14 protein-coding genes and 1 pseudogene are annotated in these 23539 nt (G+C 73.0%); 10 read left to right on the top strand and 5 right to left on the bottom strand.

Annotated features, from left to right (window positions below):
* Window positions 1-18: 18 nt before the first annotated feature.
* Window positions 19-1124 (bottom strand): annotated as a pseudogene (locus IF45_RS31175) (tyrosine-type recombinase/integrase); the annotation flags it as partial.
* Window positions 1125-1754: 630 nt separating this feature from the next.
* On the opposite strand from IF45_RS31175, the gene IF45_RS0101170 reads away from it, so the two are divergent.
* The 6 genes from IF45_RS0101170 (at window position 1755) to IF45_RS0101140 (ending at window position 14536) form a co-directional block, all read left to right on the top strand.
* Window positions 1755-3716: a serine/threonine-protein kinase gene (locus IF45_RS0101170; protein WP_030304932.1), complete on the top strand. Its 1962-nt coding sequence runs from the start codon at window positions 1755-1757 to the stop codon at window positions 3714-3716.
* Window positions 3717-3862: 146 nt separating this feature from the next.
* Window positions 3863-6478: a serine/threonine kinase C-terminal domain-containing protein gene (locus IF45_RS0101165; protein WP_030304930.1), complete on the top strand. Its 2616-nt coding sequence runs from the start codon at window positions 3863-3865 to the stop codon at window positions 6476-6478.
* Between the two features lie 94 nt (window positions 6479-6572).
* The gene (locus tag IF45_RS0101160; protein WP_030304926.1) at window positions 6573-8255 is read left to right on the top strand and encodes a serine/threonine-protein kinase; all 1683 of its coding nucleotides are present in this window, start codon (window positions 6573-6575) and stop codon (window positions 8253-8255) included.
* Between the two features lie 436 nt (window positions 8256-8691).
* Complete coding sequence (locus IF45_RS0101150) at window positions 8692-10650, top strand: TcdA/TcdB catalytic glycosyltransferase domain-containing protein (protein ID WP_030304923.1); 1959 nt, start codon at window positions 8692-8694, stop codon at window positions 10648-10650.
* 246 nt (window positions 10651-10896) lie between these two features.
* Window positions 10897-12513, top strand: coding sequence for a succinic semialdehyde dehydrogenase (locus IF45_RS0101145; protein WP_030304921.1), 1617 nt, complete (start codon window positions 10897-10899; stop codon window positions 12511-12513).
* A 139-nt stretch (window positions 12514-12652) separates the two neighbouring features.
* On the top strand, window positions 12653-14536 hold the full coding sequence (locus tag IF45_RS0101140; protein WP_030304919.1) for a GMC family oxidoreductase: 1884 nt from the start codon (window positions 12653-12655) through the stop codon (window positions 14534-14536).
* Window positions 14537-14666: 130 nt separating this feature from the next.
* Here IF45_RS0101140 and IF45_RS0101135 read toward each other — a convergent pair whose 3' ends face one another.
* Both IF45_RS0101135 and IF45_RS0101130 read right to left on the bottom strand, forming a co-directional pair.
* Window positions 14667-15707: an RAD23 family protein gene (locus tag IF45_RS0101135; protein ID WP_234313014.1), complete on the bottom strand. Its 1041-nt coding sequence runs from the start codon at window positions 15705-15707 to the stop codon at window positions 14667-14669.
* A gap of 704 nt (window positions 15708-16411) precedes the next feature.
* The gene (locus tag IF45_RS0101130; protein ID WP_003948548.1) at window positions 16412-16735 is read right to left on the bottom strand and encodes a chorismate mutase; all 324 of its coding nucleotides are present in this window, start codon (window positions 16733-16735) and stop codon (window positions 16412-16414) included.
* Between the two features lie 460 nt (window positions 16736-17195).
* Between IF45_RS0101130 and guaA the strand changes: the two genes are divergently transcribed.
* From guaA to IF45_RS0101110, 4 genes are all read left to right on the top strand, one after another.
* The gene (gene guaA, locus IF45_RS0101125; protein ID WP_003948547.1) at window positions 17196-18788 is read left to right on the top strand and encodes a glutamine-hydrolyzing GMP synthase; all 1593 of its coding nucleotides are present in this window, start codon (window positions 17196-17198) and stop codon (window positions 18786-18788) included.
* A gap of 445 nt (window positions 18789-19233) precedes the next feature.
* Window positions 19234-20646 (top strand): hypothetical protein, encoded by a 1413-nt coding sequence (locus tag IF45_RS0101120; RefSeq protein ID WP_030304917.1) that lies wholly within the window; start codon window positions 19234-19236, stop codon window positions 20644-20646.
* A gap of 78 nt (window positions 20647-20724) precedes the next feature.
* Entirely contained in the window at window positions 20725-21477 is a 753-nt protein-coding gene (locus IF45_RS0101115) for an SDR family oxidoreductase (RefSeq protein WP_003948545.1), read from the top strand.
* Window positions 21478-21579: 102 nt separating this feature from the next.
* Entirely contained in the window at window positions 21580-22119 is a 540-nt protein-coding gene (locus tag IF45_RS0101110; RefSeq protein WP_003948544.1) for a DoxX family protein, read from the top strand.
* Window position 22120: 1 nt separating this feature from the next.
* Here IF45_RS0101110 and IF45_RS0101105 read toward each other — a convergent pair whose 3' ends face one another.
* Window positions 22121-22591 carry an NUDIX domain-containing protein gene (locus IF45_RS0101105; protein WP_030304915.1) on the bottom strand — a complete coding sequence of 157 codons (471 nt, stop codon included), beginning with the start codon at window positions 22589-22591 and terminating at the stop codon, window positions 22121-22123.
* A complete protein-coding gene (locus tag IF45_RS0101100; RefSeq protein ID WP_030304913.1) occupies window positions 22588-23382 on the bottom strand; it encodes a helix-turn-helix domain-containing protein in 795 nt (264 codons plus the stop codon). Before IF45_RS0101100 ends, IF45_RS0101105 begins: the two co-directional genes overlap by 4 nt.
* Between the last annotated feature and the right edge of the window lie 157 nt (window positions 23383-23539).

Raw genomic sequence — 23539 nt, 5'->3', positions numbered from 1 at the left:
GCCGTTGCCGTACGTATGTCAGGGATAGTCGAGGGCGCGGCCGAGGGAGTCGATGGCGTCTCGCTGGAGGCGGAGTCGGACATGGGCGTAGACGGTGGCGGTGACGCCGATGTGGGCGTGGCCGAGGAGTTCCTTGATCACGACGAGTTCGATGCCTTGCTCCAGGAGCAGGGTGGCGGTGGAGTGCCTGAGGTCGTGGAAGCGGATGCGGCGGAGGCCGGCCTTGCGGAGGAACGCGGTGAAGGCGCGGGTGAGGTTGGTCGGGTCGATCGGTCTGCCCTGCACTGTGGTGAACACGTGCCCGTCGTGCTGCCACGTGGCGCCCGCGGCCTCACGCTCGCGCTCCTGCTGTTCGTGGTGGAGCTTCAGCGACTGGACGCAGCGGGTGGGGAGGGCAATGCGGCGCTCGGAGGCGCGCGTTTTGGTGGGTAGCGTGGTAAGCCCGCCGGTGCTGGTGCGCTGGAGTGTGCGGCGGATGGCGGCGGTGCCCGCGTCGAGGTCGAGGTCTTCCCAGTGCAGGCCGAGGAGTTCGCCTTTGCGGAGTCCGGTGTGGAGGGCGAGTTCGAACAATGCGTGCAGCCGGTGTCCGCGCGTAGTCGAGAGGAACTGGCGGGCTTCGTCGGCGGTGAGAGGTTCGAAGCGTCGGGGCCGTGAGGTGCCGGTGCGGACGTTGCGGGCGACGTTGCGCGGGATTTCGTCCTCGCGGACGGCGTGCCCCAGGGCGGACTTGAGCACGGAGTGGAGGTAGGTGAGCGTTAGCGGGGAGAGCACCTTGTGGCAGCACTGGCCTGCGGCACAGCAGCTGGGCTCATCACGCCGGGCATCGATACCGCGCGTGCGGCACTGGCAGGTGGTGCGGAGCTGGTTGAGCCAGGTGCGAATGTCCTTGGCGGTGAGCTTCGTGAGCTTCTTATGCCCAGGCCGGGGATCAGGTAGCGGCTGACGCAGGTGGTGTAGCGGGTGTGGGTGTTCTCGCGGAGGTGGTGGACGGCGACGTTCTCCAGCCACTACGTCAGGTACACGGCCACGCTGCCCTGCGCGGAAGGGACGGTAAGGCCGCGGTTGCTGTTGGCGATCTTCTCGGTGAGCTTGGCCAGGGCCTCCTTCCGGGTGTTGCCGTAGACGGGGCGCTGACTCGGTCATCGACGGTGGCGGTGATGCAGATGTGGGGCGTGGTCGATCAGTTCCTTGTTGGCGGCGAGGTCGACGCACTGTTCCAGGGGCGGGGCGACGGTGAAATGCCGTAGGTCGCGGAAGCGGATGGGCGGAGGCCGCCCGGTGGAAGCCGCGGAAGCTGGGCAGGGCGGTTGGGCGGGCCGAGGAGCCGTCCGGTGGGCGTGGTGAAGGCGAGCCCGCTGTCGCTGCAGTCCGATCCTGCTACCTCTCCCTCCTTGTCCTGTTGTCCTTCTTGAGGGAGCGCAGGTATTCGAGCCCTGTTCCAGAAAGCAGGGCTGCGGGTGGGGTGCCCTCGGTCGTGCCGGCGGATGCGGTGATGGTCGAAGGGGCGAGGGGCCCGGGGAGGGTGTGTGCCCAGGGGGAGCGGTGGGCTGTCAAGGCGGGCCCCACTGGCGCCCGTATCGCCCCACCTGGCCATGATGTGTCGTCATATCGGTTGGCGGGTGGCCCCGCTGGAGCCCTGCTCGTCTTGCCCGGTGTGGCGTATGCCCCGCACAGTGGCCCCATCCCCCAGGCGCAGTCTGCTCCCCGCGTGAGGGACAATGGTGGCTCTGTCGGGGCGGGTTCAGAGGGGACGCATGACGGACGCGGAGCAGTCGCAGAAGGGCCGTCGGGACGACGGGGCCAAGGACGGCGGCCGGCTGCTCGCCGGGCGGTACCGGCTGGGTGGTGTGCTGGGCCGGGGCGGTATGGGCACGGTGTGGCGGGCCGAGGACGAGACGCTGGGGCGGACCGTCGCGGTGAAGGAGCTGCGGTTCCCCTCGTCGATCGACGAGGAGGAGAAGCGGCGGCTCATCACGCGGACCCTGCGCGAGGCGAAGGCCATCGCCCGTATCCGCAGCAACGGCGCGGTCACCGTCTACGACGTCGTGGACGAGGACGACCGGCCGTGGATCGTGATGGAGCTGATCGAGGGCAAGTCCCTCGCCGAGGTGATCCGGGAGGACGGCACGCTCACCCCCAAGCGTGCCGCCGAGGTCGGGCTGGCCATCCTCGGGGTGCTCCGTGCCGCGCATCGTGAGGGCATCCTGCACCGGGACGTGAAGCCGTCCAACGTGCTCATCGAGGGTGACGACGGCCGGGTGGTGCTCACCGACTTCGGTATCGCGCAGGTGGAGGGCGACCCCTCGATCACCTCGACCGGCATGCTGGTCGGCGCCCCCTCGTACATCTCGCCGGAGCGGGCCCGTGGGCACAAGCCGGGTCCGGCCGCCGACCTGTGGTCGCTGGGCGGGCTGCTGTACGCGGCGGTGGAGGGCATCCCGCCGTACGACAAGGGGTCGGCCATCGCGACGCTCACCGCGGTGATGACGGAGCCGCTGGACCCGCCGAAGAACGCGGGACCGCTGAGCGAGGTCATCTACGGGCTGCTCGCCAAGGACCCGGAGCAGCGGCTGGACGAGGCGGGGGCGCGGGCCCTGCTGCGTGACGTGATCGCCAGTGAGGAGGCGGGCGCGGGCCAGGCCGCCGACGCGACCAAGGTCGTGCCGCTGCCGAAGCCGGCCGACGGCGCCGCCCGGGAGAGCCGGCCGAAGCTGGAGAAGACGCCGAAGGCGGCCAAGGCCCCGAAGGCGGCGGCCGCCGCGGGTGCGGCGGGGGCGGCCAAGTCCCCGGCGCTCTGGCCGAAGATGCAGGCGTCCGACGACGCGCCGGCCGTTCCCCCGGCCGCCGTGTCGCACGCCGCGGCCCCCACCACGGCCACCGCCGCGGGCGGGCGGCCGCCGGCGGCGCGGGCCTCGCTCACCGACGTGGTGTCGCGGCGCTCGCTGCTGGTGGCGCTGGGCGTCGCCGTGCTGCTGGTCGCGGCCGTGCTCGGCTTCGTCCTCACCCGGGGCGGCGACTCCGGCGACGGGGGCGACGCGGCCAAGGGCGGCGACAAGAACGCCTCGGCCGGGGCCACCGGCGGCGAGAGCGGGGACAAGGCCGACGGCGGCAACGGCCCCGCGCAGGACGGCGGGAAGGACGGCGGCAAGGACGACGGCAAGGACGACGGCAAGGACGGCACGGGCTCCGCGGACGGGGACAAGGGCGAGGACGGTGACGGGGGCAAGGGCGACGACGCCGGCGAGGGCAGCGGCCACGACCCCGGCGAGCCGGGTGACGACACCCTCGACCACACCACGTACGAACACTCCCAGGGGTTCAGGATCGGGCTGCCGAAGGGGTGGAAGTACACCACCACCGGGGCGGCCGGGGCCCGGTTCGTCGGGCCCGACGGGCAGAAGCTGCTGGTCGGGTGGACGGGGACGCCGAAGGACGACCCGGTCGCGGACTGGAAGGCGCAGGAGAAGTACATGCGCCGGGCGCAGTACGAGCGCATCCAGATCGAGGCGGTCGACTACCGGGGCTGGAACACGGCCGACTGGGAGTTCACCTACGTCGACGGCGGCGTGAAGTACCGCTCGATCGACCGCGGCCTGGTCGTCAACAAGAGCCTCGGGTACGGCCTGATGTACACGGCCAAGGACGCGGACTGGCACGGCGAACTGCGCGAGGGCACCTGGCGGACCTTCACGGAGACCTTCCGGCCGAAGAAGTGAGGCGGCACTTCCCGGGCAGATGTTCCCTGGATCGCCCATCGCCGCATCTGCGCCCGCCTCGCCACGTATCGTGAGGTGCGGCGTCTGCGGGTAGAACCAACGGGCGTGTGTGCGAACGGATTTGGCCGCCGGGGAAGGGGGACGGGATGGACGAGTACGCGGGACGGGTCCTCGCCGACCGGTACCGCCTGCCGCTACCCCCGGCGGGCGCCTTCGAGCTGTCCGAGACCCCCGCCTTCGACTCCTACAGCGGCCAGGAGGTCCTGGTCCGCCAGGTGCTGCTGCCCGAGGTGGTCGAGGCCGAGGTCCTCGACGGACAGGCCGGTACGCACGACTACGCGCAGGCCGCCCCGCCCGGCGCCCGCGCCACCCGCCGCCCCGCCGACCCGGCCGTCCGCCGCGCCATGGAGGCCGCCCAGGCCGCCGCCCGCATCCCCGACCACCCCCGGCTCGACCAGGTCTTCGACGTCTTCGCCGAGGACGGCTCGCTCTGGATCGTCAGCGAGGCCGTGCCCGCCCGGCCGCTCGCCGCCCTGCTCGCCGAGCGGCCGCTGACGCCGTACCGCGCCGCCGAGGTCGCCGCCGACGTGCTCACCGCGCTCCGGGTGCTGCACGCCCACGGCTGGGTCCACCGCAACATCACCGCCCGCACCGTGCTGGTCTGCGAGGACGGCCGCGTCATGCTCACCGGGCTGGCCGCCGGCGCCGCCGAGGAGGCCCTCTGCGGCTACGACCCGGTCCCGCCCCCCGAGGGCGAGGAGGAGCCCGCCCCGGACGGGCCCGAGCCCACTCCTCCCGCCCGGCCGGACCCCGCTCCGCAGCCCGGACTCCCCGCGCAGCCCGAACTTCCCGCCGCGAACGCCCCGGACCCCGCCGCCGAGGCCCGCGCCGCCCGCGCCGGGGCCATCGCCGCGTACCGCGCCGGGACCTCGCGGGCCGCCGCCCAGCTCGGCGAGGAGCAGCGGCGCCGGCTGGGCGAGCAGCCCGCGCCCGCCGCCGAGGAGCCCGAGGAGCGGGTGCCCGGCCGGATAGCCGACCCGTACGGCGTCGGCGCGCGGGAGCAGGCGGCCCCGTCCTGGCACGGCGCCACCCCGCGCCCCCGCGACCCGGCCGCCGGTGAGCAGGACCGCGAGGAGGACCGGCCCCGGCTGCCCTACCAGGACCACCCCGAGCCGTACGGCACCCCGCACCGGGACCCCTACGCCCTGCCGCCCGGCCTGGAGCCCGAGGCGCTCGCCCCCGGCGACGCGGCGCCCTCGCCCTACGCCGACCACGTCGTCCTGCCCAGCCCGGACAACTTGCCCGTCGCCGCCGTCCCGTACGTGCCCGAGCAGGCGGCGGTGGAGCTGGAGAAGCCCGCGCCGGCCAGCTGGGACGAGGTCATGGCCGCGCCCCGCGCCACGGGCGGCGGCCCTGACACCCCGCTGGAGGCCGAGCGGGCGCGGCAGGCGCGGATGACCGTGGTCGGGGCCGTCACCGAACGGTGGGCGCCCGAGCAGGCCGGGCCCGTGCACGACCGGTGGCAGCTCGCCGCGCCGGTCGGCCCCGCCGCCGACCTGTGGGCGCTGGGCGCGCTGCTCTTCCGCACCGTGCAGGGCCACGCGCCCTACCCGGAGGAGAGCGTCGCCGAACTGGTCCAGATGGTCTGCGCCGAGCCGCCCGCCTTCGCCGAGGAGTGCGGCCCGCTGCGGCCGGTCGTGGAGTCGCTGCTGCGCCAGGACCCCACCGAGCGGCCCGACTTCGAGGAGCTGAGTGGCTGGTTGCGTTCGCTGGTGCGTTCGGCGCCGGAGCCGGACGCCGGGCGCGACATCGTCGCCGCCCCGCCCTACGAGCCCCGCAAGCTCCCCGAGAAGCGCCGCCGGGGCGATCTCGTCCGCCGCCGCACCAGGCGGCGCAGGGGCGCCGCCGCGCCGAGGCCGCCCGTCCGCGAGGAGCGCCCCGTGCCCCCGCCGCCCCGGGCGGAGTACGGCGACGGCGCCGACCTCGACCGCGCGTACAGCACGCCCCGCGCCCGCCGCGCCCCCCGGCAGGGACGGCCGCCCAAGGAGCGGGGCGAGCCGAAGTCGCTGGGCCGGACCCTGCTGCTGAGCATCCTCGGCGGGGTGACCGTGGTGATCGTGGCCGCCGTGTTCTTCCTGCCCAAGGAGGGCGAGGGCGACGGTGCGGACCCCGCCACGCCGCCCGCCCCCAGCGAGACCCGCGAGGCACCCGCCGGCTCCGCGCCCCCCGAGGCGGGCACCTCCCCCGACGGGGGGCAGACCGGGCCCACGGAGGACGAGGAGCCACCCCCCGACGCGAACGCCCCCGAGGTCGCCGAGGGCTTCACCCTGCGCAAGGACGCCGAGGGCTTCCAGGTGGCCGTCGCCAAGGGCTGGCAGCGCCAGCCCAGGAACGGCCGGGGCCAGGTCGTCTACACCAACGGCTCCTTCGAGCTGATCGTCGTCCCCGGCCGCGACTCCACCAGCCGCTACGGCGACGACCTCCTCAAGTACCAGCTGGAGCACGAGCGGGAACTCGACCCGTACCGCGCCTCCTCCTGGACCACCTCGCAGAACCTGCGGCTGATCGAGGTGGGCGGCCGGTCGATGGCGGAGGGCACCTTCACCTGGGACTCCGCCGGCGGCACCGAGCTGTACGTCCGCAACCTCGCGATGCTGGTCGGCAACCGCTACCACGTCGTCCAGGTGCGCGGCCCCGACGCCGAACGCGACCAGGTGGACCGCCTGTTCGAGCAGGCGTCCGGGAGCTACACCCCGAAGTAGGCGGCGGGCACGGGGAGGTGCGCCGTGTCACGGTGCGGACACCGAGTCGCCTTCGCGGTGGATTCGGACCGGCCGCTTCCCACAGGATGTGGGCATGACGAACAACGGGGGACAGCAGAACGACCCCACCAGCTACGACCTGCGCCCGCCGCAGCAGCCGCCCCCGCCCCGCCAGGGCGAGCCCTCCCCGGCCGGGCAGTACGGCTACCCGCCGGCCCCGCGCCCGCCCGAGCCGGCCGGCCCCAACCCGTACGCCACTCCGGCGGCCCCGGCGGCCGACCCGGGCGCCGGGCGGGTGGTCGGCGGGCGGTACCGGCTCGACGACCGGCTCGGGCACGGCGGGATGGGGACCGTCTGGCGTGGCTTCGACCTGGTGGTGCACCGGGCGGTGGCCGTCAAAGAACCGCGGCTGCCCGACCAGTTGAGCGAGGCCGAGCGGGAGAACGCGTACCAGCGGATGCACCGCGAGGCGCGGGCCGCCGCCCGGATCGAGCATCCGGCCGTCGTCACCGTGCACGACGTGGTGGTGGAGGAGGGCAGGCCCTGGGTGGTCATGGAGCTGGTCACCGGCCAGTCGCTCGGTGACCGCCTCCAGGACGGCACCCTCGACGCCCGCGAGGCGGCCAGGATCGGCCTCGCCGTCCTCGGCGCGCTGGAGGCGGCCCACGAGGCCGGGGTCCTGCACCGGGACGTCAAGCCGGACAACGTGCTGCTCGGCAAGGGAGACCGGGTCGTCCTCACCGACTTCGGCATCGCCCAGGTCGAGGGCGAGCAGGGGCTGACCGAGACCGGCGCGTTCGTCGGCTCCCCGGAGTTCATCGCGCCCGAGCGGGTCCTGGGCCAGCAGCCGGGCCCGGCCTCCGACCTCTGGTCGCTCGGCGTCGTGCTGTACGCGGCCGTCGAGGGCGTCTCGCCGTTCCGCCGCTCGCACACCCCGGCCACCCTCCAGGCCGTCCTGTCGGCCGACCCCGCCACGCCCTCCCGGGCCTCCGGCGCGCTCGGCCAGGTCATCATGCAGCTCCTGCGCAAGGACCCGGCGTTCCGCCCCGGCCCGGCCGAGGTCCGCCAGGCCCTGACCGCCCTCGCCCAGCCGGCCGCCGCCCCGGCCACGCGGCTGCTGGGCTCGGGCCCGGGCACCAGCCAGTGGCTGCCGCCTGCCATGCAGCGCAGCCCGAAGGCGAAGTACGGGGTGCTCGGCGGTCTGGTCGCGGTCGTCCTCGTGCTGGTGCTGATCGCGGTCAACCCGTTCGGCGGCGGGCTGCCCGAGGACTGGGTCTCCCGGCCGGAGGCGGAGACGGTCGCCGCCGACATCGGCGTACCCAAGGAGTACAAGCGGTCCGCCTCCGACAGCGACGACACCAGCGTCCGCTTCGAGGACCCGAGCGGCGTCTTCTTCGTCTACGTCGAGCGGGTCGACCGCAAGGAGAAGACCTCCTCCCTGGACGAGAAGCCCCTCGCGCCCTCCGCCTCCGCCTGGAAGCGGTACTACGAGCGCGGCGGCTCGGACGAGAGCGAGATCGAGGAGGCCAAGGTCACGACCACCGCCGTCGAGCACCAGGGCCGCCGGGACTCCTTCGAGACCGTCGTCGACCACTACCGCTACGGCGAGGCGGACGACGAGGACGCGCTGCGCCGCCGGTACCACGAACTCGTCGTCCCGGGCGAGGACCAGGTCTACTGGCGGCTGCGCGTGGGTATGCCCGGCGCGGGCAAGGCCCTGGACGACGGCGAGGAGCTGTTCCGCACCATCACGGAGAACTTCACCGTGCAGCTGTAGGGACAGGGGACGCGTACGAGGAGAACCGCGCTCCGCCCGCGGGACCCCCGGGCGGAGCCGTCGCATCGCGGTCCTCGGTCGCCGACGGCGCTCTCCGTGGAGCATGGTGGGAGAGGAGCAGCCTCTCCCACAAAGGAGAACGGATGAACGAGGGGCAGGAGGACGCCGCGAGAGCGGGCACGCGCGGGCTCACCGAGGAAGGGCGGAGCGCGGCCGCAGGGGTGGAGCGGTCTGCCCCGGAGAGCGGGGTCGTCGCACGTATCGCGCTGATGCAGCGGACGGCGGGCAACGCGGCCGCCGTGAAGGTGCTCCGTCCCGTTTCCGGGGCGAGCCCGGGTTCCGGGGAGGCGCGACGCGACGGCGAGGCACGCCCAGCGGCAGGGCTGTAGCGTGAACTCGCACACCGGCAACTGCACTTGACGCGATGGAGGCATGCGTGCGCACGCACGACAGAGACGCCCAGCAGGTCGGCCGAGAGGGTGCGAGGCCATTCCGCGCGGGTCGGGCCGTCGGGCTGAACTCGCACTGGGTGACCCATCTTCAGCGGATCGCCTCTCAGCCGGAGGCGGCATCGGCCGGCCCCTCGCAAGAAGCCGCCGACCATGCCGCGCAAGTGCAGCGGGCAGCCGTGAACGAAGCCCTTCAGTCGCCGTCGCGCCCACTGAACCCCTCCCTGCGCCAGGAGATGGAAGCGCGTTACGACGGCGCGGACTTCGGCGGCGTCCGGGTGCACGACGGGGTGGTCGCCCGCAAGGCGGCCGGCCTGGTCGACGCCAGGGCGTTCGCCGTCGACGGGCACATCGTCGACGGCGGTTCGATGAGTAAGAAGGACTGGGCCCACGAGCTGGCCCACACCCTGGACCCGGAACCGGCCGTCGGCACGGACAACGGCGCCGGACTGTCCATCTCCAGCCCCCGCGACCGGGGTGAACAGTTCGCGGACGCCGCGGCCGACCAGGCCATGTCCAGATCCCTGCCCGTCCAGCGGGTCTCCGCCGAAGGGCAGCAGGCGACCGGCGCGGGACACCAGCACGGAGAGAAGTGCGACGACGGGCGGCACCGGCCCGCGGGCGGTGACCGTCCCGTGCAACGGGTGGCGACGGCGGAGGCAGCGGCACCAGGGCGTCAGGACGGGATCACGGCGGCGGTGCAGCGGGCTCCCGGCGGAACAGCCGCCACGGACGAGCGTGCCGAAGAGCGGCAGGGAGCCGAGGCGGCGCGCGGAGAGAGCCTGCAACTCCACGACCACCTGCGCAACGAGCTGCACTCGGGTGACGTGGAGCAACTCACCGCCTATGTGCGCCATCTGGCGCAGGAGGACCGGCCTGACATCTACCGGCTGCTGCTCCAGCGCTTGCACGACCGGAAGGCCGACGCCCAGGCCGCCGCCCTGCAGCAGGTCTGGAACGGGGCGGAGAAGGCGCGGTCGGCGCGACGCGTACCGGTGCCGAAGGACCTGCACTTCATCTGGCTGGGCAGCAAACCGAGCGAATCCGCCGTAGCCAACCTGAAGGAGTGGAAGGAGAACGCCGAGGAGAGCGACTGGACGCTGAACCTGTGGACCGACGGGAACAGCTCGGCGTTCAAGAGCCTCGAGAAGGATTTCGGGGGCCATCTGAAGCTGCGAACCGACAGCGACAAGTTCGTCAAGGAGAAGGCGGGCGAGGACAAGGCGCGCAGGAAGGAGAACTACGACCTCTACAAGAGCGCCAAGTCCAAGAAGGCCTACAACCTGTCCTCCGACATTCTTCGCTACACGGTGATGAAGGAGTACGGCGGTGTGTACATGGACATCGACGTGGCGCCCGGCTCCGTACAGCTCACGGCGGCCCCCGAGGTGCTGATGCGCAGCGAGGAGATTCCCCTTCTCGCCCCACGGCTGCGCGACAAGAGCAGTGTCAACAAAGAACTGGACCGAAAGAACCCGGATCAGGACCCGACGCAGGGAGAATTGGAGGAGGCGGCTACGGGCCGATACCGCAAGGGTGTTCTGGGTAACAACTTCATCCTTGCCCCAGGCTCGGAATTCATGAGTGAGCTACTTGAGAAGCTTCCGAAACACTTTGCCGACCTGAAGGAGAAGTACGGAGACAAGGTCATAGATGGTGACCTTCCGAGTTTCGCCCCCGATATTTCGGGTCCCGCCTTCGTGGAGAAGGTCCTCAAGCTTTACACCGGGCAGCACCACCGGGTCATGGAGCAGCCACACAGCACTGCCGAGGCGCCTGAGGTGGCCATCAGCGCGACCGAGTTCCAGTCGCTCTTCCCGCCGGAGGCCCTGGAGTTCTGGAAGTCGCTGGGCTGGGTGACCCCGGAGAGTGAGCGGCAGCTCGACGGCGTACCCGGTCTGAGCAGGACGCAGTCGCTGCTACGCGCCCTGAAGATGAAGAAGTGATTCCCTGGCGCGGCGGACGGGCGCAGTGCCGGTTCGGGGCCCGGCAGGGGGCGGGGGCGAGCGCCTCCCGCCCCCGCGCCGTCGCATTCCGCACATGCCCGTGATCGAGTTCGCCGCGCCTCCTGACGGTGCCAAGCCGCTGATCAGCGCATATGTGCCAGTGACCGCTGGCGCGATGTGAGGGCGGGGTGAAACGTACTTACCGGCGGGTACCCAAAAGCGCTGGGTGGCCGTACGCTCACGCTCATGACGGAGACGCAGGCCACCGGTGCGCGCACCGGCACCAACCCCCTCGCCCCGGCCCCCCAGGGGACCCGCACCGCGGCCGACGTGGTGACTCCCCAGGTGGTCGCGCAGCTCACCCGTGACGTGGTGGGCTCCGGGCGGACCGCCAACCACGCCCCGTTCACCGGCGAGAAGCTGGCCGACCTGCCGGAGTCGACCCCCGAGGACGTCGCGGACGCCTTCGAGCGGGCCCGTGCAGCGCAGGAGGCGTGGGCCGCCACCCCGGTCGCCCGCCGCGCCGCCGTGCTGCTGCGCTTCCACGACCTGGTGCTGGCCCGCCAGGCCGAGGTGCTCGACCTCATCCAGGTGGAGACCGGCAAGGCCCGGCTGCACGCCCACGAGGAGGTGCAGGCGGTCGCGCTGGCCGCCCGGCACTACGGCCGCAAGGCCCCCTCGTACCTGCGGCCCAAGCGGCACACCGGCGCCGTCCCCGTCCTGACGAAGATCACCGAGCTGCGCCAGCCGCGCGGGGTCGTCGGCCAGATCGTGCCGTGGAACTACCCCTTCGAACTCTCCGTCGGCGACGCCCTCCCGGCCTTCGTCTCCGGCAACGCCGTCGTGATGAAGCCCGACACCGAGACGGCGCTGACCGCCCTGTGGGGCCGTGACCTGCTCATCGAGGCGGGGCTGCCCGCCGAGGTGTTCCAGGTGGTCATCGGCGAGGGCCAGGTCGTCGGCACCGAGGTGGTCCGGCACGCCGACTACGTCTCGTTCACCGGCTCCACCATCACCGGCAAGATCGTCGCCCAGCGCGCCGCCGCCCGGCTGATCGGCTGCTCGCTGGAGCTGGGCGGCAAGAACGCCATGCTGGTGCTGGAGGACGCCGACATCGAGAAGGCCGCCGCCGGAGCCGTCCGCGCCTGCTTCTCCTCCGCCGGGCAGCTCTGCATCTCCATCGAGCGGCTGCTGGTCCACGAGTCGGTCGCCGACGCCTTCCTGGAGCGGTTCACCGCCCTCACCAAGGCGATGCGGCTCGGCAACTCCCTCGCCTACGGCGCCGACATGGGCTCACTCGCCGGTGAGCGCCAGTTCGAGGCGGTCCGCGGCCACGTCGAGGAGGCCGTCGCCAAGGGCGCCAAGGTCCTGGCCGGCGGGCAGCCCCGGCCGGACATCGGCCCGTACTTCTTCGAGCCGACCATCCTGGACGGCGTCGAGGAGGCCATGGCGGTCTGCAACGACGAGACCTTCGGCCCGGTCGTCTCCGTCTACCGCTTCCGCGACGAGGAGGAGGCGATCACCCGCGCCAACGCCACCTCGTTCGGCCTCAACTCCAGCGTCTGGACCAAGGACGGCCGCCGCGGCCGGGCGATCGCCGCCCGCCTGCGCACCGGCACCGTCAACGTCAACGAGGCGTACGCCTCCGCCTACGGCTCGGTGCAGGCGCCGATGGGCGGCATGAAGGAGTCCGGGATCGGGCGCCGGCACGGGTCCGAGGGCATCCTCAAGTACACCGAGCCGCAGACCGTCGCCCACCAGCGGCTGCTGCCGATGGCCCCGTCGTTCGGCATGGACGACGCCAAGTACGCCGAGTTCATGACCCGCAGCCTGCGCGCCATGAAGCTCTTCCGCCTGCGCTGATCCACCCCGGCGCCGGGCCGGCCCACCCGCCCGGCGCCCGCACCACCCCGCCGCACGCGGGGACCCGCGACCCGGCACGGGACGGCCGGAGGGGTCCCGCGCGCCGGCCGGCCGCGCCCGTACGAACCGAGGAGTGCCCATGTCACAGGAGAGCTCTGCCCAGAGCCGGGACGTCACCCCCGAGCCCGCCGCGGCGGCGCCCCCGACGGACGGGGAAGGGTACGACTACGACGTGCTGATCGTCGGCTCCGGCTTCGGCGGGGCCGTCTCCGCGCTCCGGCTGACCGAGAAGGGGTACCGCGTCGGCGTCCTGGAGGCCGGGCGCCGCTTCACCCGCGCCACCCTGCCGCGCAACTCCTGGGACCTGAAGAACTACCTGTGGGCCCCGGCGCTGGGCCTCTTCGGCATCCAGCGCATCCACCTGCTCGGCAACGTCATGGTGCTGGCCGGCGCGGGCGTCGGCGGCGGCTCCCTCAACTACGCCAACACCCTGTACGTGCCGCCGAAGCCCTTCTTCACCGACCCCCAGTGGGGCGCCATCACCGACTGGCAGGACGAGCTGAAGCCGTACTACGAACAGGCGCAGAAGATGCTCGGCGTGCGGCTCAACCCGACCACCACCCCCTCCGACGTCCACCTCAAGGCGGCCGCCGAGAAGATGGGCGTCGGCGACACCTTCCACATGGCGCCCGTCGGGGTCTTCTTCGGCGACGGCAAGGACGCGACGGGGGAGAGCCGCGCCAAGCCCGGCGAGGAGGTCCCCGACCCGTACTTCGGCGGGGCCGGGCCCTCGCGGCGGGCGTGCAGCGAGTGCGGCGAGTGCATGACGGGCTGCCGGCACGGCGCCAAGAACACCCTCAACGAGAACTACCTGTATCTCGCCGAGAAGGCCGGGGCCACCATCCACCCGATGACCTCCGTGGTCGCCGTCACCGAAGACTCGCGCGGCGGCTTCGCCGTCCGCACCCTGCCCACCAACGCCAAGCGCAAGGGCCGCGGCCGCACCTTCACCGCCCGCCGCGTCGTGCTGGCCGCCGGCACCTACGGCACCCAGACGCTGCTGCACCGGATGAAGGACACCGGGCTGCTCCCGCACCTCTCCGACAAGCTCGGCACCCTCACCCGCACCAACTCCGAGGGCCTGGTCGGCGCGCAGACCACCGACCGCCGCTACCGCAAGGCGCACGGCGCGGAGAAGGCCGACTTCACCAAGGGCGTCGCCATCACCTCCTCGGTGCACCCCAACGACTCCACCCACATCGAGCCGGTCCGCTACGGCAAGAAGTCCAACGCCATGGGCGGCCTCACCATCCTCCAGGTGCCGTACGCCGAGAACTCCTCGCGCGTCGCCGGCTTCCTCGCCAACTGCGCCAAGCACCCGCTGCTGGTGGTCCGTTCGCTCTCCAACCGCCGCTGGTCGGAGCGGACCATCATCGGCCTGGTCATGCAGACCCTGGACAACTCCCTGACCACCTACCGCAAGCCGAAGGGGATCGGCAAGGGCCTGCTCACCGCCCGCCAGGGCCACGGCGCGCCCAACCCGACGCAGATCAAGGAGGCCGGGGAGGCCGCCACCGCCATCGCCGCCGAGATCAACGGCTTCGCCGGCTCCAACATCGGCGAGCTGATGGGCACCCCGCTCACCGCCCACTTCCTGGGCGGCTGCCCCATCGGCGCCACCGCCGACGAGGGCGTCATCGACCCGTACCACCGGCTCTACGGCCACCCCGGCATCACCGTGGTCGACGGCTCCGCGGTCTCCGCCAACCTCGGCGTCAACCCCTCGCTGACCATCACCGCCCAGGCCGAACGCGCCGCCTCGCTCTGGCCCAACAAGGGCGAGGCCGACCCGCGCCCCGCCCAGGGCCACCCCTACGAGCGGATCGCGCCCGTCGCGCCGGTCCGCCCGGCGGTCCCCGCCAAGGCGTTCGCCGCGCTCGACCTGCCCTTCCTCGGGATGCCCGCGATGCCGCCGAAGCAGCGGCCCGCCGACGCGCCGGCCCGGCCGGGCGAGGGCGCGTAACTCCCGGGCCTGTCCGGGCCGTTCCGGAAACGACGAAGGACCTGCGCCCCCCTCCGAGCGCAGGTCCTCCGCTGTGTGCACGCCTTCCCCCGCACGGCCCCGGCACGTCGCCGGAACCGTGCGAGGTGGATCAGGCGGCGGTGCCGACGCCGCCGCGACGGCGGACGGCGAAGACGACGCCGGTGCCCGCGAGGACGGTCACGCCGCCCACGAGGCCGATGACCGGCAGCATCGAACCGGCGCCGGTCTCGGCCAGCTGGCCGGTCGGCTCCAGGGTCTTCTTCTCCTCGATGGGCTTGAGGCCGCCCTGCGGCTTCTTGCCCTCGTTCTCCTTGGCGTCACCCGGCTTCGGGGTGGCGCTCGCGCCGATCACAGTGAAGCCGTACTCGGCGTAGGCGTTGGCGAAGCAGTCGGCGTCCTCGTCCAGGTAGCCGCCGAAGCCGATGGCGTAGCCCTCGCCGAGCGGGGCGTCCTTGGAGAGGGTCATCTTCAGCTTGATGTCGATGGTCTGACCGGCCTTGAGGGTGGTCTCACCGAAGGCGACACCGATGCCGGCCTCCTTGTAGAAGGAGATCCACTGCTGCGACTCGGGGTCGTAGAACGCCAGGTCGACGTGGCTGAGGAGACCGTCCTCCATCCAGAAGTCGTCGTCGTTCATGATGGCGGCGCCCCACTCGACCGACTCCAGCGTGTTCTTGCCGGAGTTGGCGGCGCTCAGCTTGAACTCGTGGGTCGAGCCGGCGCGGACCTGGCCGGGCAGGCCGGAGACGGCGACGGTCAGGTCGGAGGCCAGGTCGTTCCCGTCCTCGTCGACGCAGTCCCAGGGACCCTCCTCGTCGTCCTCGTCGTCGGACGGGGACGGCGACGGCTCGCTGCTCTCGGTCGGCTCCTCGGTGGGCTCGCCGCTCGGGTCCTCGGTGCCGGGGGTCTCCTCCTCGGGAGCCGAGTCGGTCGGGGCCGGCTCGCTCTCCTCCGGGGCGGTGGTCGGCGGCTCGGCCGGCTCCTCGGGAGCCGTCGTCTCGCTCTCCGACGCGGTGGGCGCCGGGGTGGTCTCGCTGGTCTGGCCGTCCTGCTGTCCGTCCGTCGCGAAGGCGGCGGGGGCCGCGAGCAGCGCGACGGGGCTGATGACGGCGGTCGCTGCGGCGACGGCCATGGCACGGCGAAGCTTCATTCAGACCTCGTGTGTAGGCGTACCGCCTGGAGAGCGGTACGGAGGTGAAGGCGGCCGCCCGCCGCACAAAGCACGGAAGTGGCCGGTGTTTCGCATGGATGACCGTGCGCCCGCACGAATGGTTGTACGGAACTTCACAGAATTCTTACGCGGTCTGGCACATGCCCCGGGCAGTGTCCTGGTTGCCGCACCTTGATCCCGTATTGCCCGGCGGGGCCGATGGGGCCGGCGAGAAAGGGGAGTTCCGGCCTCCGGACGCGCGAAGGGCCCCGCCGTGTCCTCGTCCTGGACGTGGCGGGGCCCTTCGATGCGGCACGGCGTCGTCGGGCGCCAGGGTGCCGGGCGGCGGCGCCGGGGGAGGGGAGCGGCGCCGGAAAGTCGTACGGAGGTGAGGGTGAGGCGGTGCCGGGCCCGCGCGGGGAGACGGGGCCCGAGACGACCGGTTCCGGGCGTCCCCGGAGCCGGCCGTTCAGGGGGTGACCGGACCGCTGTCCCCTGCCGTCCGGTCACGCTGGAGCGAGGTCCCACGACGTGCGGACAGGCGCCGCACGTCTCATCGCTCCAGTGAAAGCCACGCGTGGTTCTTGCTGGCCCGCCCCTGGCTGGCACGGACACCGGGACCAACGAAGCCCGGCGCCCGGCGGTCACGCGCCGTACGGGTGAGAAGCGATGCGAACTCAGGTGCGGGGCCCTGGCGCACGCCCTCAGACCCGGCCCCGGGAGAGCTCCAGCAGCGTCATGGCGAGCGAGGTGCCGGGGGCGCCGAGGGCGTCCCGGTAGTGGCTGAGGACCTCCATCTCACGCGAGAGGTTGACGCGGCGGCCGCCCGAGGAGATCCGCGCCTCCTGGATGACGGCGGAGACCGCGATCCGCTCCTGGACCAGGCCGATGATCCGGTCGTCCAGCGCGTCGATCCGCTCCCGCGCCCCGCCGATCAGCTCGGCCGCCTCGGGGGTGCGGGCACCGGTGCGTTCGGCGGGCCGGTCAGTGGCGGTGGCGGCGGTGGTGGCGGTCGTGGTGGTGGTCATGAGGTGGGCTCCTGCTCCGTCGGGGCCGGTCCGGGTGGGGCCGGCGGTGTGGGGCGGGCGGGGAGCACCGGGTGCGAGAGGTCCGGGAAACGGAAGGCGCCCCGGGCCGTTCGGCCCGGGGCGCCCTCGCACGCTTGTCAGTGGATCAAGCAGCACGACCATGGCAGCCGGCGGGCCGGGTGCCATAGGTAAAGAGGAAGCTCAGGTGCTGGATCACGAGGCCAGTATGCACCCGCCGCCCGGCCCCGGGGCCAACCCGGCCGGATGGTGAGACGGCCCACACGCCCGGGGCGGCCCGCGCCCGAACTGGCCGACGCGGCCGCCGGACCCGGCGCGGAGCGCGTTCCTCCGCGGGGACGAGACGGAATGAAGCGGACCGGGGCCCCGTTAGAATCAGTGGACATCCACCCCCTGTGATCAGCCCATGAATCACCCGATCACCCGCCGGAAGGCCGCCGCAGTGCCCTCAGCGTCCCCCGCGTCGCCCGCCGCAGCCGAGACCGTCCTGGTCGTCGACTTCGGCGCGCAGTACGCCCAGCTCATCGCCCGCCGCGTCCGTGAGGCCCGCGTCTACAGCGAGATCGTGCCCAGCACGATGCCCGTCTCGGAGATGCTCGCCAAGAACCCGGCGGCCATCATCCTCTCCGGCGGCCCCTCCTCGGTGTACGCGGAGCACGCCCCCACCCTGGACCGCGCGCTCTTCGAGGCCGGAGTCCCGGTCTTCGGCATGTGCTACGGCTTCCAGCTGATGGCGCAGACCCTCGGCGGCACCGTCGACAACAGCGGCGCCCGCGAGTACGGCCGTACCGAGCTGACCGTCTCCAAGTCCGGCTCCACGCTCTTCGAGGGCACCCCCGACGAGCAGTCGGTGTGGATGTCCCACGGCGACGCCTGCTCGGCCGCGCCCGAGGGCTTCGCCGTGACCGCCTCCACCGCCGTGGTCCCGGTCGCCGCCTTCGAGAACGACGAGAAGAAGCTCTACGGCGTCCAGTACCACCCCGAGGTGATGCACTCCACCCACGGCCAGCAGGTGCTGGAGCACTTCCTGTACCGGGGCGCGGGGCTCTCCCCGACCTGGACCATGGGCAACGTCATCGAGGAGCAGGTCGCCGAGATCCGCGCCCGGGTCGGCACCAAGCGCGCCATCTGCGGCCTCTCCGGCGGTGTGGACTCCGCGGTCGCCGCGGCTCTCGTCCAGAAGGCCATCGGCACCCAGCTGACCTGCGTCTACGTCGACCACGGCCTGATGCGCAAGGGCGAGACCGAGCAGGTCGAGAAGGACTTCGTCGCCGCCACCGGCGTCCAGCTCAAGGTGGTCGACGCCGAGGAGCGCTTCCTGACCGCGCTCGCCGGGGTCAGCGACCCCGAGCAGAAGCGCAAGATCATCGGCCGGGAGTTCATCCGCGTCTTCGAGCAGGCGCAGGCCGAGATCGTCGCCGAGGCCGCCGGTGAGGGCGAGGACGTCGCCTTCCTGGTCCAGGGCACCCTCTACCCGGACGTGGTCGAGTCCGGCGGCGGCACCGGCACCGCCAACATCAAGTCCCACCACAACGTGGGTGGCCTCCCCGACGACATCGAGTTCGAGCTCGTCGAGCCGCTGCGCATGCTGTTCAAGGACGAGGTCCGCATGGTCGGCCAGGAGCTGGGCCTGCCCGAGGAGATCGTCCAGCGCCAGCCCTTCCCCGGGCCCGGCCTCGGCATCCGCATCGTCGGCGAGGTCACCAAGGACCGGCTCGACCTGCTGCGCGACGCCGACGCCATCGCCCGCGAGGAGCTGACCGCGGCCGGGCTCGACCGCGACATCTGGCAGTGCCCCGTCGTGCTCCTCGCCGACGTGCGCTCGGTCGGCGTCCAGGGCGACGGGCGGACCTACGGTCACCCGATCGTGCTGCGGCCCGTCTCCTCCGAGGACGCCATGACGGCCGACTGGACGCGGATGCCGTACGACGTGCTGGCGCGGATCTCCACCCGGATCACCAACGAGGTGGCCGAGGTCAACCGGGTCGTGCTCGATGTGACGAGCAAGCCGCCGGGGACCATCGAGTGGGAGTGAGCCTGACGGCTCAGGGTTGACGCCGGGTGCCGTTGTGTCCCCTTGCCGGGGGTGCGGCGGCATCTGGCGTTTCCGGGGGTACCCCTCGTTGCCGGATGTGCGTGCGCGCCGTGGGGGCGCGCGTCACTGATGGCCTCAAGCGCCGGCCGGGCTGGAAGGTGTGGCCTCAAGCGCCGGCCGGGCTGGAAGGTGTGGCCTCAAGCGCCGGCCGGGCTGGGATCCCGGCGCTCGCTTCGTCGCAGGTCAGCGGCGTGCTTGTGGGTGTGTGCGTGCCCGGGAGGTCCCTGCGCGCCCCTGATGTGCCCCGGACCCCGCCCATACGGCACAATTTGCAGTCACCGCGCGGAAGTTGGCGGGGCCCTGTACGGGCCCGGGACCGGCGCGCGCCGAGGGTGCCGTACGGCACCGGGACCAGCGTGGACGACGGGGAAGGCGGGCATGGACCGTGGCGGGGCGAGAGGCCGGTAACACGGCGGACGACACCAGCGGGGCCGGCGTGACGCCCGCCCCGGGCCACCCCACGGACGAGGCCCCGCCGCCCGTACCGCACCAGGCCGGAGCCCCCGACGACAAGCCCGCGCCCGGGGAGCCGGCCGATGAGGCGGAGCAGGCCGACGCCCCGCACCCGCACACCTGCACGTGCCCGGTCTGCCCGCGCGGCACCCGGGCCGCCCACCGGGAGGCGCAGGCCGCCTTCCGGGCCCGGCGCGACGCGCTGGCGGCGGGCGAGGGGCTGCCCGCCGCCGTCTCGTACTCGGCCGGAGCCTCCCGCCAGTGGATCTCCGACGAGCTGACGCAGGCGGCCCGCGAGGTCGGCGCCCGCGCCCGGGCCGAGGCCGAGGGGTGGTACGTGCTGCTGTGGCGGCGCACCGTGTACGTCGTCTGGGGCACGGTCGCCGCGCTCTTCCTCGGCCAGGTCGCCACCGCCTTCACCGCCGGGTGGACCGCCGCCCGTACGGCCGGACTGCTCGCCGCCCTCCTCGGCGGCGGGCTGCTCACCGGCGCCGCCCACCTCCACGGGCGGCGCGGCGGCGTCCTCGCCCCCGTGATCGGCGAGGACAACCGGCTCTCCACCTCCCGCGCGGTCGCGGCGTTCTGGGTGCTGCTCACCGCGTACGCCGTCCTCGTCCTGGCCGGGCGGCTCGCCTTCGCCTCCGGTGACGGGGAGCGCGACACGCTCCTCGCCGGGCTCGACCTCGCCCGGGGCGCGGGGCTGGTCACCGTGCTCGCCGTGACCTGCGCGGTGGCCGTCGTGGTCCGGCGCGTGGTCGCCGTACGCGTCCAGGGGCAGCGGCTCCAGAAGGCGCAGGCGCCCCGGCCGCGCGCCGCCGACCTGCTCACCGACGACAACGGCCGCGCCCACTTCGCCGACACCCAGTACGTCCTGGTCAGCGCGGTCGCCGTGGTCTACGCGCTGGTCCGCCTGGCCCGCCGCCCCGACCAACTGCCCGACCTCCCCTGGGGCCTGGCGCTGCTCGTCCTCGTCTCCGCCGCGACCTACCTGGCAAGCAAGTACGCCGAGGGGTCCCGGCCGGTCATCCACGCCGTGGTGCGCGCCCGCGAGGCCGGCGACCTGGACGGGCCGATCCGCACCGGCGACGACATCGAGATCCGCGGCGCCGGATTCCTGCCGCCGAGCGCCCGCACCCCGGACCGGCTCGCGCGGATGGTCGTCCGCATAGGGGCCGTCCACGTCCACGTCCCGCTGGTGCCGGTGCCCGGCGGCTTCACCAACCCCTCCGACACCACGCTGATCGTCCCGGTCCCGGTCGAGGTCGAGCCCGGCAAGGCCGAGGTGCAGCTGGTCTCGGCGGCGGGCGTGGAGACCAACAAGGTGACCATCGAGGTCGGCGACTGACCGCTCGCCGGCGGCCGTTACGGTGAGGGCGGCCCTCCGCGCCCGGCGGGGGAGCGTGCGACGCGGAGGTCTCCCACGATGACGACCACAACCGGTACGAGCAGCCGGCAGCCCCTGACCGTGGTGACCGGCGGCAGCCGGGGCATCGGCGCCGCCGTCTGCGCCCGCCTCGCCGCCGACGGCCACGATCTCGTCGTCGGCTACCGCTCCGACCGGGCCGCCGCCGAGGCCGTCGCCGAGCGGGTCCGCGCCGCCGGGCGCCGCGCGCTCGCCGTCGCCGTGGACACCGCCGACGCCGCCTCCGTGGACGCCCTCTTCGACGAGGCCGCCACCCTCGGCACCGTCACCGGCCTGGTCAACAACGCCGGGATGAGCGGCCCCGTCGGCCGCCTCGCCGACGCCGACCCGGCCGGACTCTCCCGCGCCCTGGACGTCAACGTCCTCGGCTACCTCCTCTGCGCCCGCCGCGCCGTCCGCGACCTGGCCGCCTCCGGCGGCGGCGCCCTCGTCAACATCTCGTCCGCCGCCGCCACCCTCGGCAGCCCCGGCGAGTACGTCCACTACGCCGCCGCCAAGGCCGCCGTCGACACCCTCACCGTCGGCCTCGCCAAGGAGGTCGCCGAGGACGGCATCCGCGTCAACTGCGTGGCCCCCGGCGTCATCTGGACCGAGTTCCACGCCGATCCCGAGCGGCCCGCCAAGCAGGCGCCGGGGATTCCGCTGGGCCGCGCGGGCCAGCCCGAGGAGATCGCCGCCGCCGTCTCCTGGCTCCTTACGGCCGACGCCTCGTACACCACGGGCGCCGTCCTCCGCGTCGCCGGGGGCCGCTGACTCCCCGTCCGCCACGCGGGTACGTATGGTCGGAGCCCGGAACGGGCAGGGGCGCCGACGACCCCCGCACCCCGCTGCGACCTGAAAGGCGGCCGACCAGCCATGGCCCACGGAACCCTGCTCGAACAGCCCGGGGGCCTCGGCCCCCGGCGCGGCGTCCGCGCCACCCTGCGCCGGTACGCCCTGCTGCCGCTGCGCGTCTTCCTCGGCATCACCTTCACCTACGCCGGCCTCGACAAACTCACCGACTCCGCCTTCCTCTCCGCCTCCGGCCCCGGCTCCCTCGGCGAACTCCTCGACAACGTCCGCCCCACCGCCGGCGCCCCCTTCCTCATCGACCTCGCCCAGCACAGCCCCACCGCCTTCGGCTACGCCCTGGCCATCGGCGAACTCCTCGTCGGCCTCGCCACCCTGCTCGGCCTCTGGGCCCGCGTCGCCGCCACCGGCGGCGCCCTCATCTCCCTCGTCCTGTGGCTCACCGTCAGCTGGTCGGCCACCCCGTACTACTACGGCAACGACCTGGCCTACCTGATGGCCTGGCTCCCCCTGATCCTGGCCGGCGCGGAACACTTCTCGGCGGACAACGCACTGCGACTGCGACGCCGGAGGGGGCTGGACATGGGGTTGGGGGTGGGGGACTGAGTCACCCCAGGTAGGGCGCGTCCCGCCCTTCCAGGAAGTGGCTCAGCCGCAGCCGCTGTGTCGGGTGCATCTCCAGCGCGTCCAGGTCGGCGGGGGTCACCCACCGCAGCGCCAGCGACTCGTCCGAGACGGTCAGGGTGCCGCCCACGAGGCGGGCCCGGAAGCAGACGTTGAACTGGCGGCGTACCTCTCCGTCCGGGTACGCGATGACGTGACGCGGGTCGGTGTACGTGCCGACGAGGCCGGTGATCTCCACGTCGAGGCCGGTCTCCTCCTTGACCTCGCGGACGGCGGTTCCGGGGAGGGTGTCGGACAGCTCCATGCCGCCGCCGGGCAGGGCCCAGAGCCCCGAGTCCGCCCGGCGCTGCATCAGGACGCGGCCCTGATCGTCGGTGACGACGGCGGAGGCGGCGACGACCAGGCTGTTGGGCTGGGGGGCTTGGGGGTCGTCGTAGTACTCGGTGCGGGTCATCGCCCCTGCTGGTCGGGCACCCGGCTGTACCGCTCCAGCGTCGCCTTCGCTGTCGAGGTGTCCAGGAGCCGCAGCTCCCACGGACCGGTGTTGACGTCGAAATCCTTGCCGAATCCGACCCACTTCCCGGCCATGCGACGGCCGGTGGGCTCGACGAGGAGCTGTATGGCGCCGTGGTAGCGGGCGCCCTGGTAGTAGCCGTCGGGGGCGGTCTGCTCGGTCCAGGTTCCGGTGGCCACGTTGCGGTCGACGGTCAGGTCCAGGGAGAGCGGGGAGCCCGGGTTGGTGGAGGCGCCGCTGAGGCTCTGGGCTGTGAGGCGGTTCCCGTGCTGGAGCAGGACCACGTGATGGGCGGCGGTGAAGGACTGCTCGCGGCTGGAGGAGAAGAACTCGTAGCGGGAGAGCCAGATTCCGGAGTGGTTCTCCTCGGCTGTTCGCGTCGAGGCCCGGCTGTCCCTCTCGGCTCCCGCGACGCCGGGTGCTCCCGCGTCCATGCCATGTCCTCCAGAACCGTCCCCGTGCACCCTGGCCTTGGGTACGGGAAGGGCGAACCCGAGGGACTCCAGGGGTCGCCCGGTGACCTTCTCCAGGGCTCGGGCGTACACGGGGCGAGGTGCTCGGCTCACGCCGGACTCCCACCGCTGGACGAGCCGCTTGCTGGCGTCGTTGGGCTCCCGCAGTTCGTTCCCGGCCTGCCGCAACGCCTTCGCCAGGTCGTCCTGCGACATGCGTAAGCCGATGCGGACGGCGCGGAGAACATCGTTCGGGGCCTGCTGCACGCTCTCTGTCATGGGCTCACGATAGGGCCAGGAGGGCGATGATGACGCCTCTTTGACGCCCTTCGTATGACGCCGGTTCGACGCCTTCGATGTCGTCGCGACGGCAGGCGGCGGCGGACGACGATGAAGCCCGCACGAAGCGGATTTCGGGAATCAGACGGAGCTGGTT

This window comes from Streptomyces albidoflavus, assembly GCF_000719955.1.
GTDB classification, from domain to species: Bacteria; Actinomycetota; Actinomycetes; order Streptomycetales; family Streptomycetaceae; genus Streptomyces; species Streptomyces albidoflavus.
The sequence above is the reverse complement of the archived record's forward strand: the minus strand, read 5'-3'. Positions and strand labels throughout refer to the sequence as shown.

Excerpts from the sequence above, each read along its gene's own strand:
- IF45_RS0101170 (WP_030304932.1), top strand. The coding sequence starts at position 1,755 with ATGACGGACGCGGAGCAGTCGCAGAAGGGCCGTCGGGACGACGGGGCC.
- IF45_RS0101165 (WP_030304930.1), top strand. The coding sequence starts at position 3,863 with ATGGACGAGTACGCGGGACGGGTCCTCGCCGACCGGTACCGCCTGCCG.
- IF45_RS0101160 (WP_030304926.1), top strand. The coding sequence starts at position 6,573 with ATGACGAACAACGGGGGACAGCAGAACGACCCCACCAGCTACGACCTG.
- IF45_RS0101145 (WP_030304921.1), top strand. The coding sequence starts at position 10,897 with ATGACGGAGACGCAGGCCACCGGTGCGCGCACCGGCACCAACCCCCTC.
- IF45_RS0101140 (WP_030304919.1), top strand. The coding sequence starts at position 12,653 with ATGTCACAGGAGAGCTCTGCCCAGAGCCGGGACGTCACCCCCGAGCCC.
- IF45_RS0101135 (WP_234313014.1), bottom strand. The coding sequence starts at position 15,707 with ATGAAGCTTCGCCGTGCCATGGCCGTCGCCGCAGCGACCGCCGTCATC.
- IF45_RS0101130 (WP_003948548.1), bottom strand. The coding sequence starts at position 16,735 with ATGACCACCACCACGACCGCCACCACCGCCGCCACCGCCACTGACCGG.
- IF45_RS0101115 (WP_003948545.1), top strand. The coding sequence starts at position 20,725 with ATGACGACCACAACCGGTACGAGCAGCCGGCAGCCCCTGACCGTGGTG.
- IF45_RS0101110 (WP_003948544.1), top strand. The coding sequence starts at position 21,580 with ATGGCCCACGGAACCCTGCTCGAACAGCCCGGGGGCCTCGGCCCCCGG.
- IF45_RS0101105 (WP_030304915.1), bottom strand. The coding sequence starts at position 22,591 with ATGACCCGCACCGAGTACTACGACGACCCCCAAGCCCCCCAGCCCAAC.
- IF45_RS0101100 (WP_030304913.1), bottom strand. The coding sequence starts at position 23,382 with ATGACAGAGAGCGTGCAGCAGGCCCCGAACGATGTTCTCCGCGCCGTC.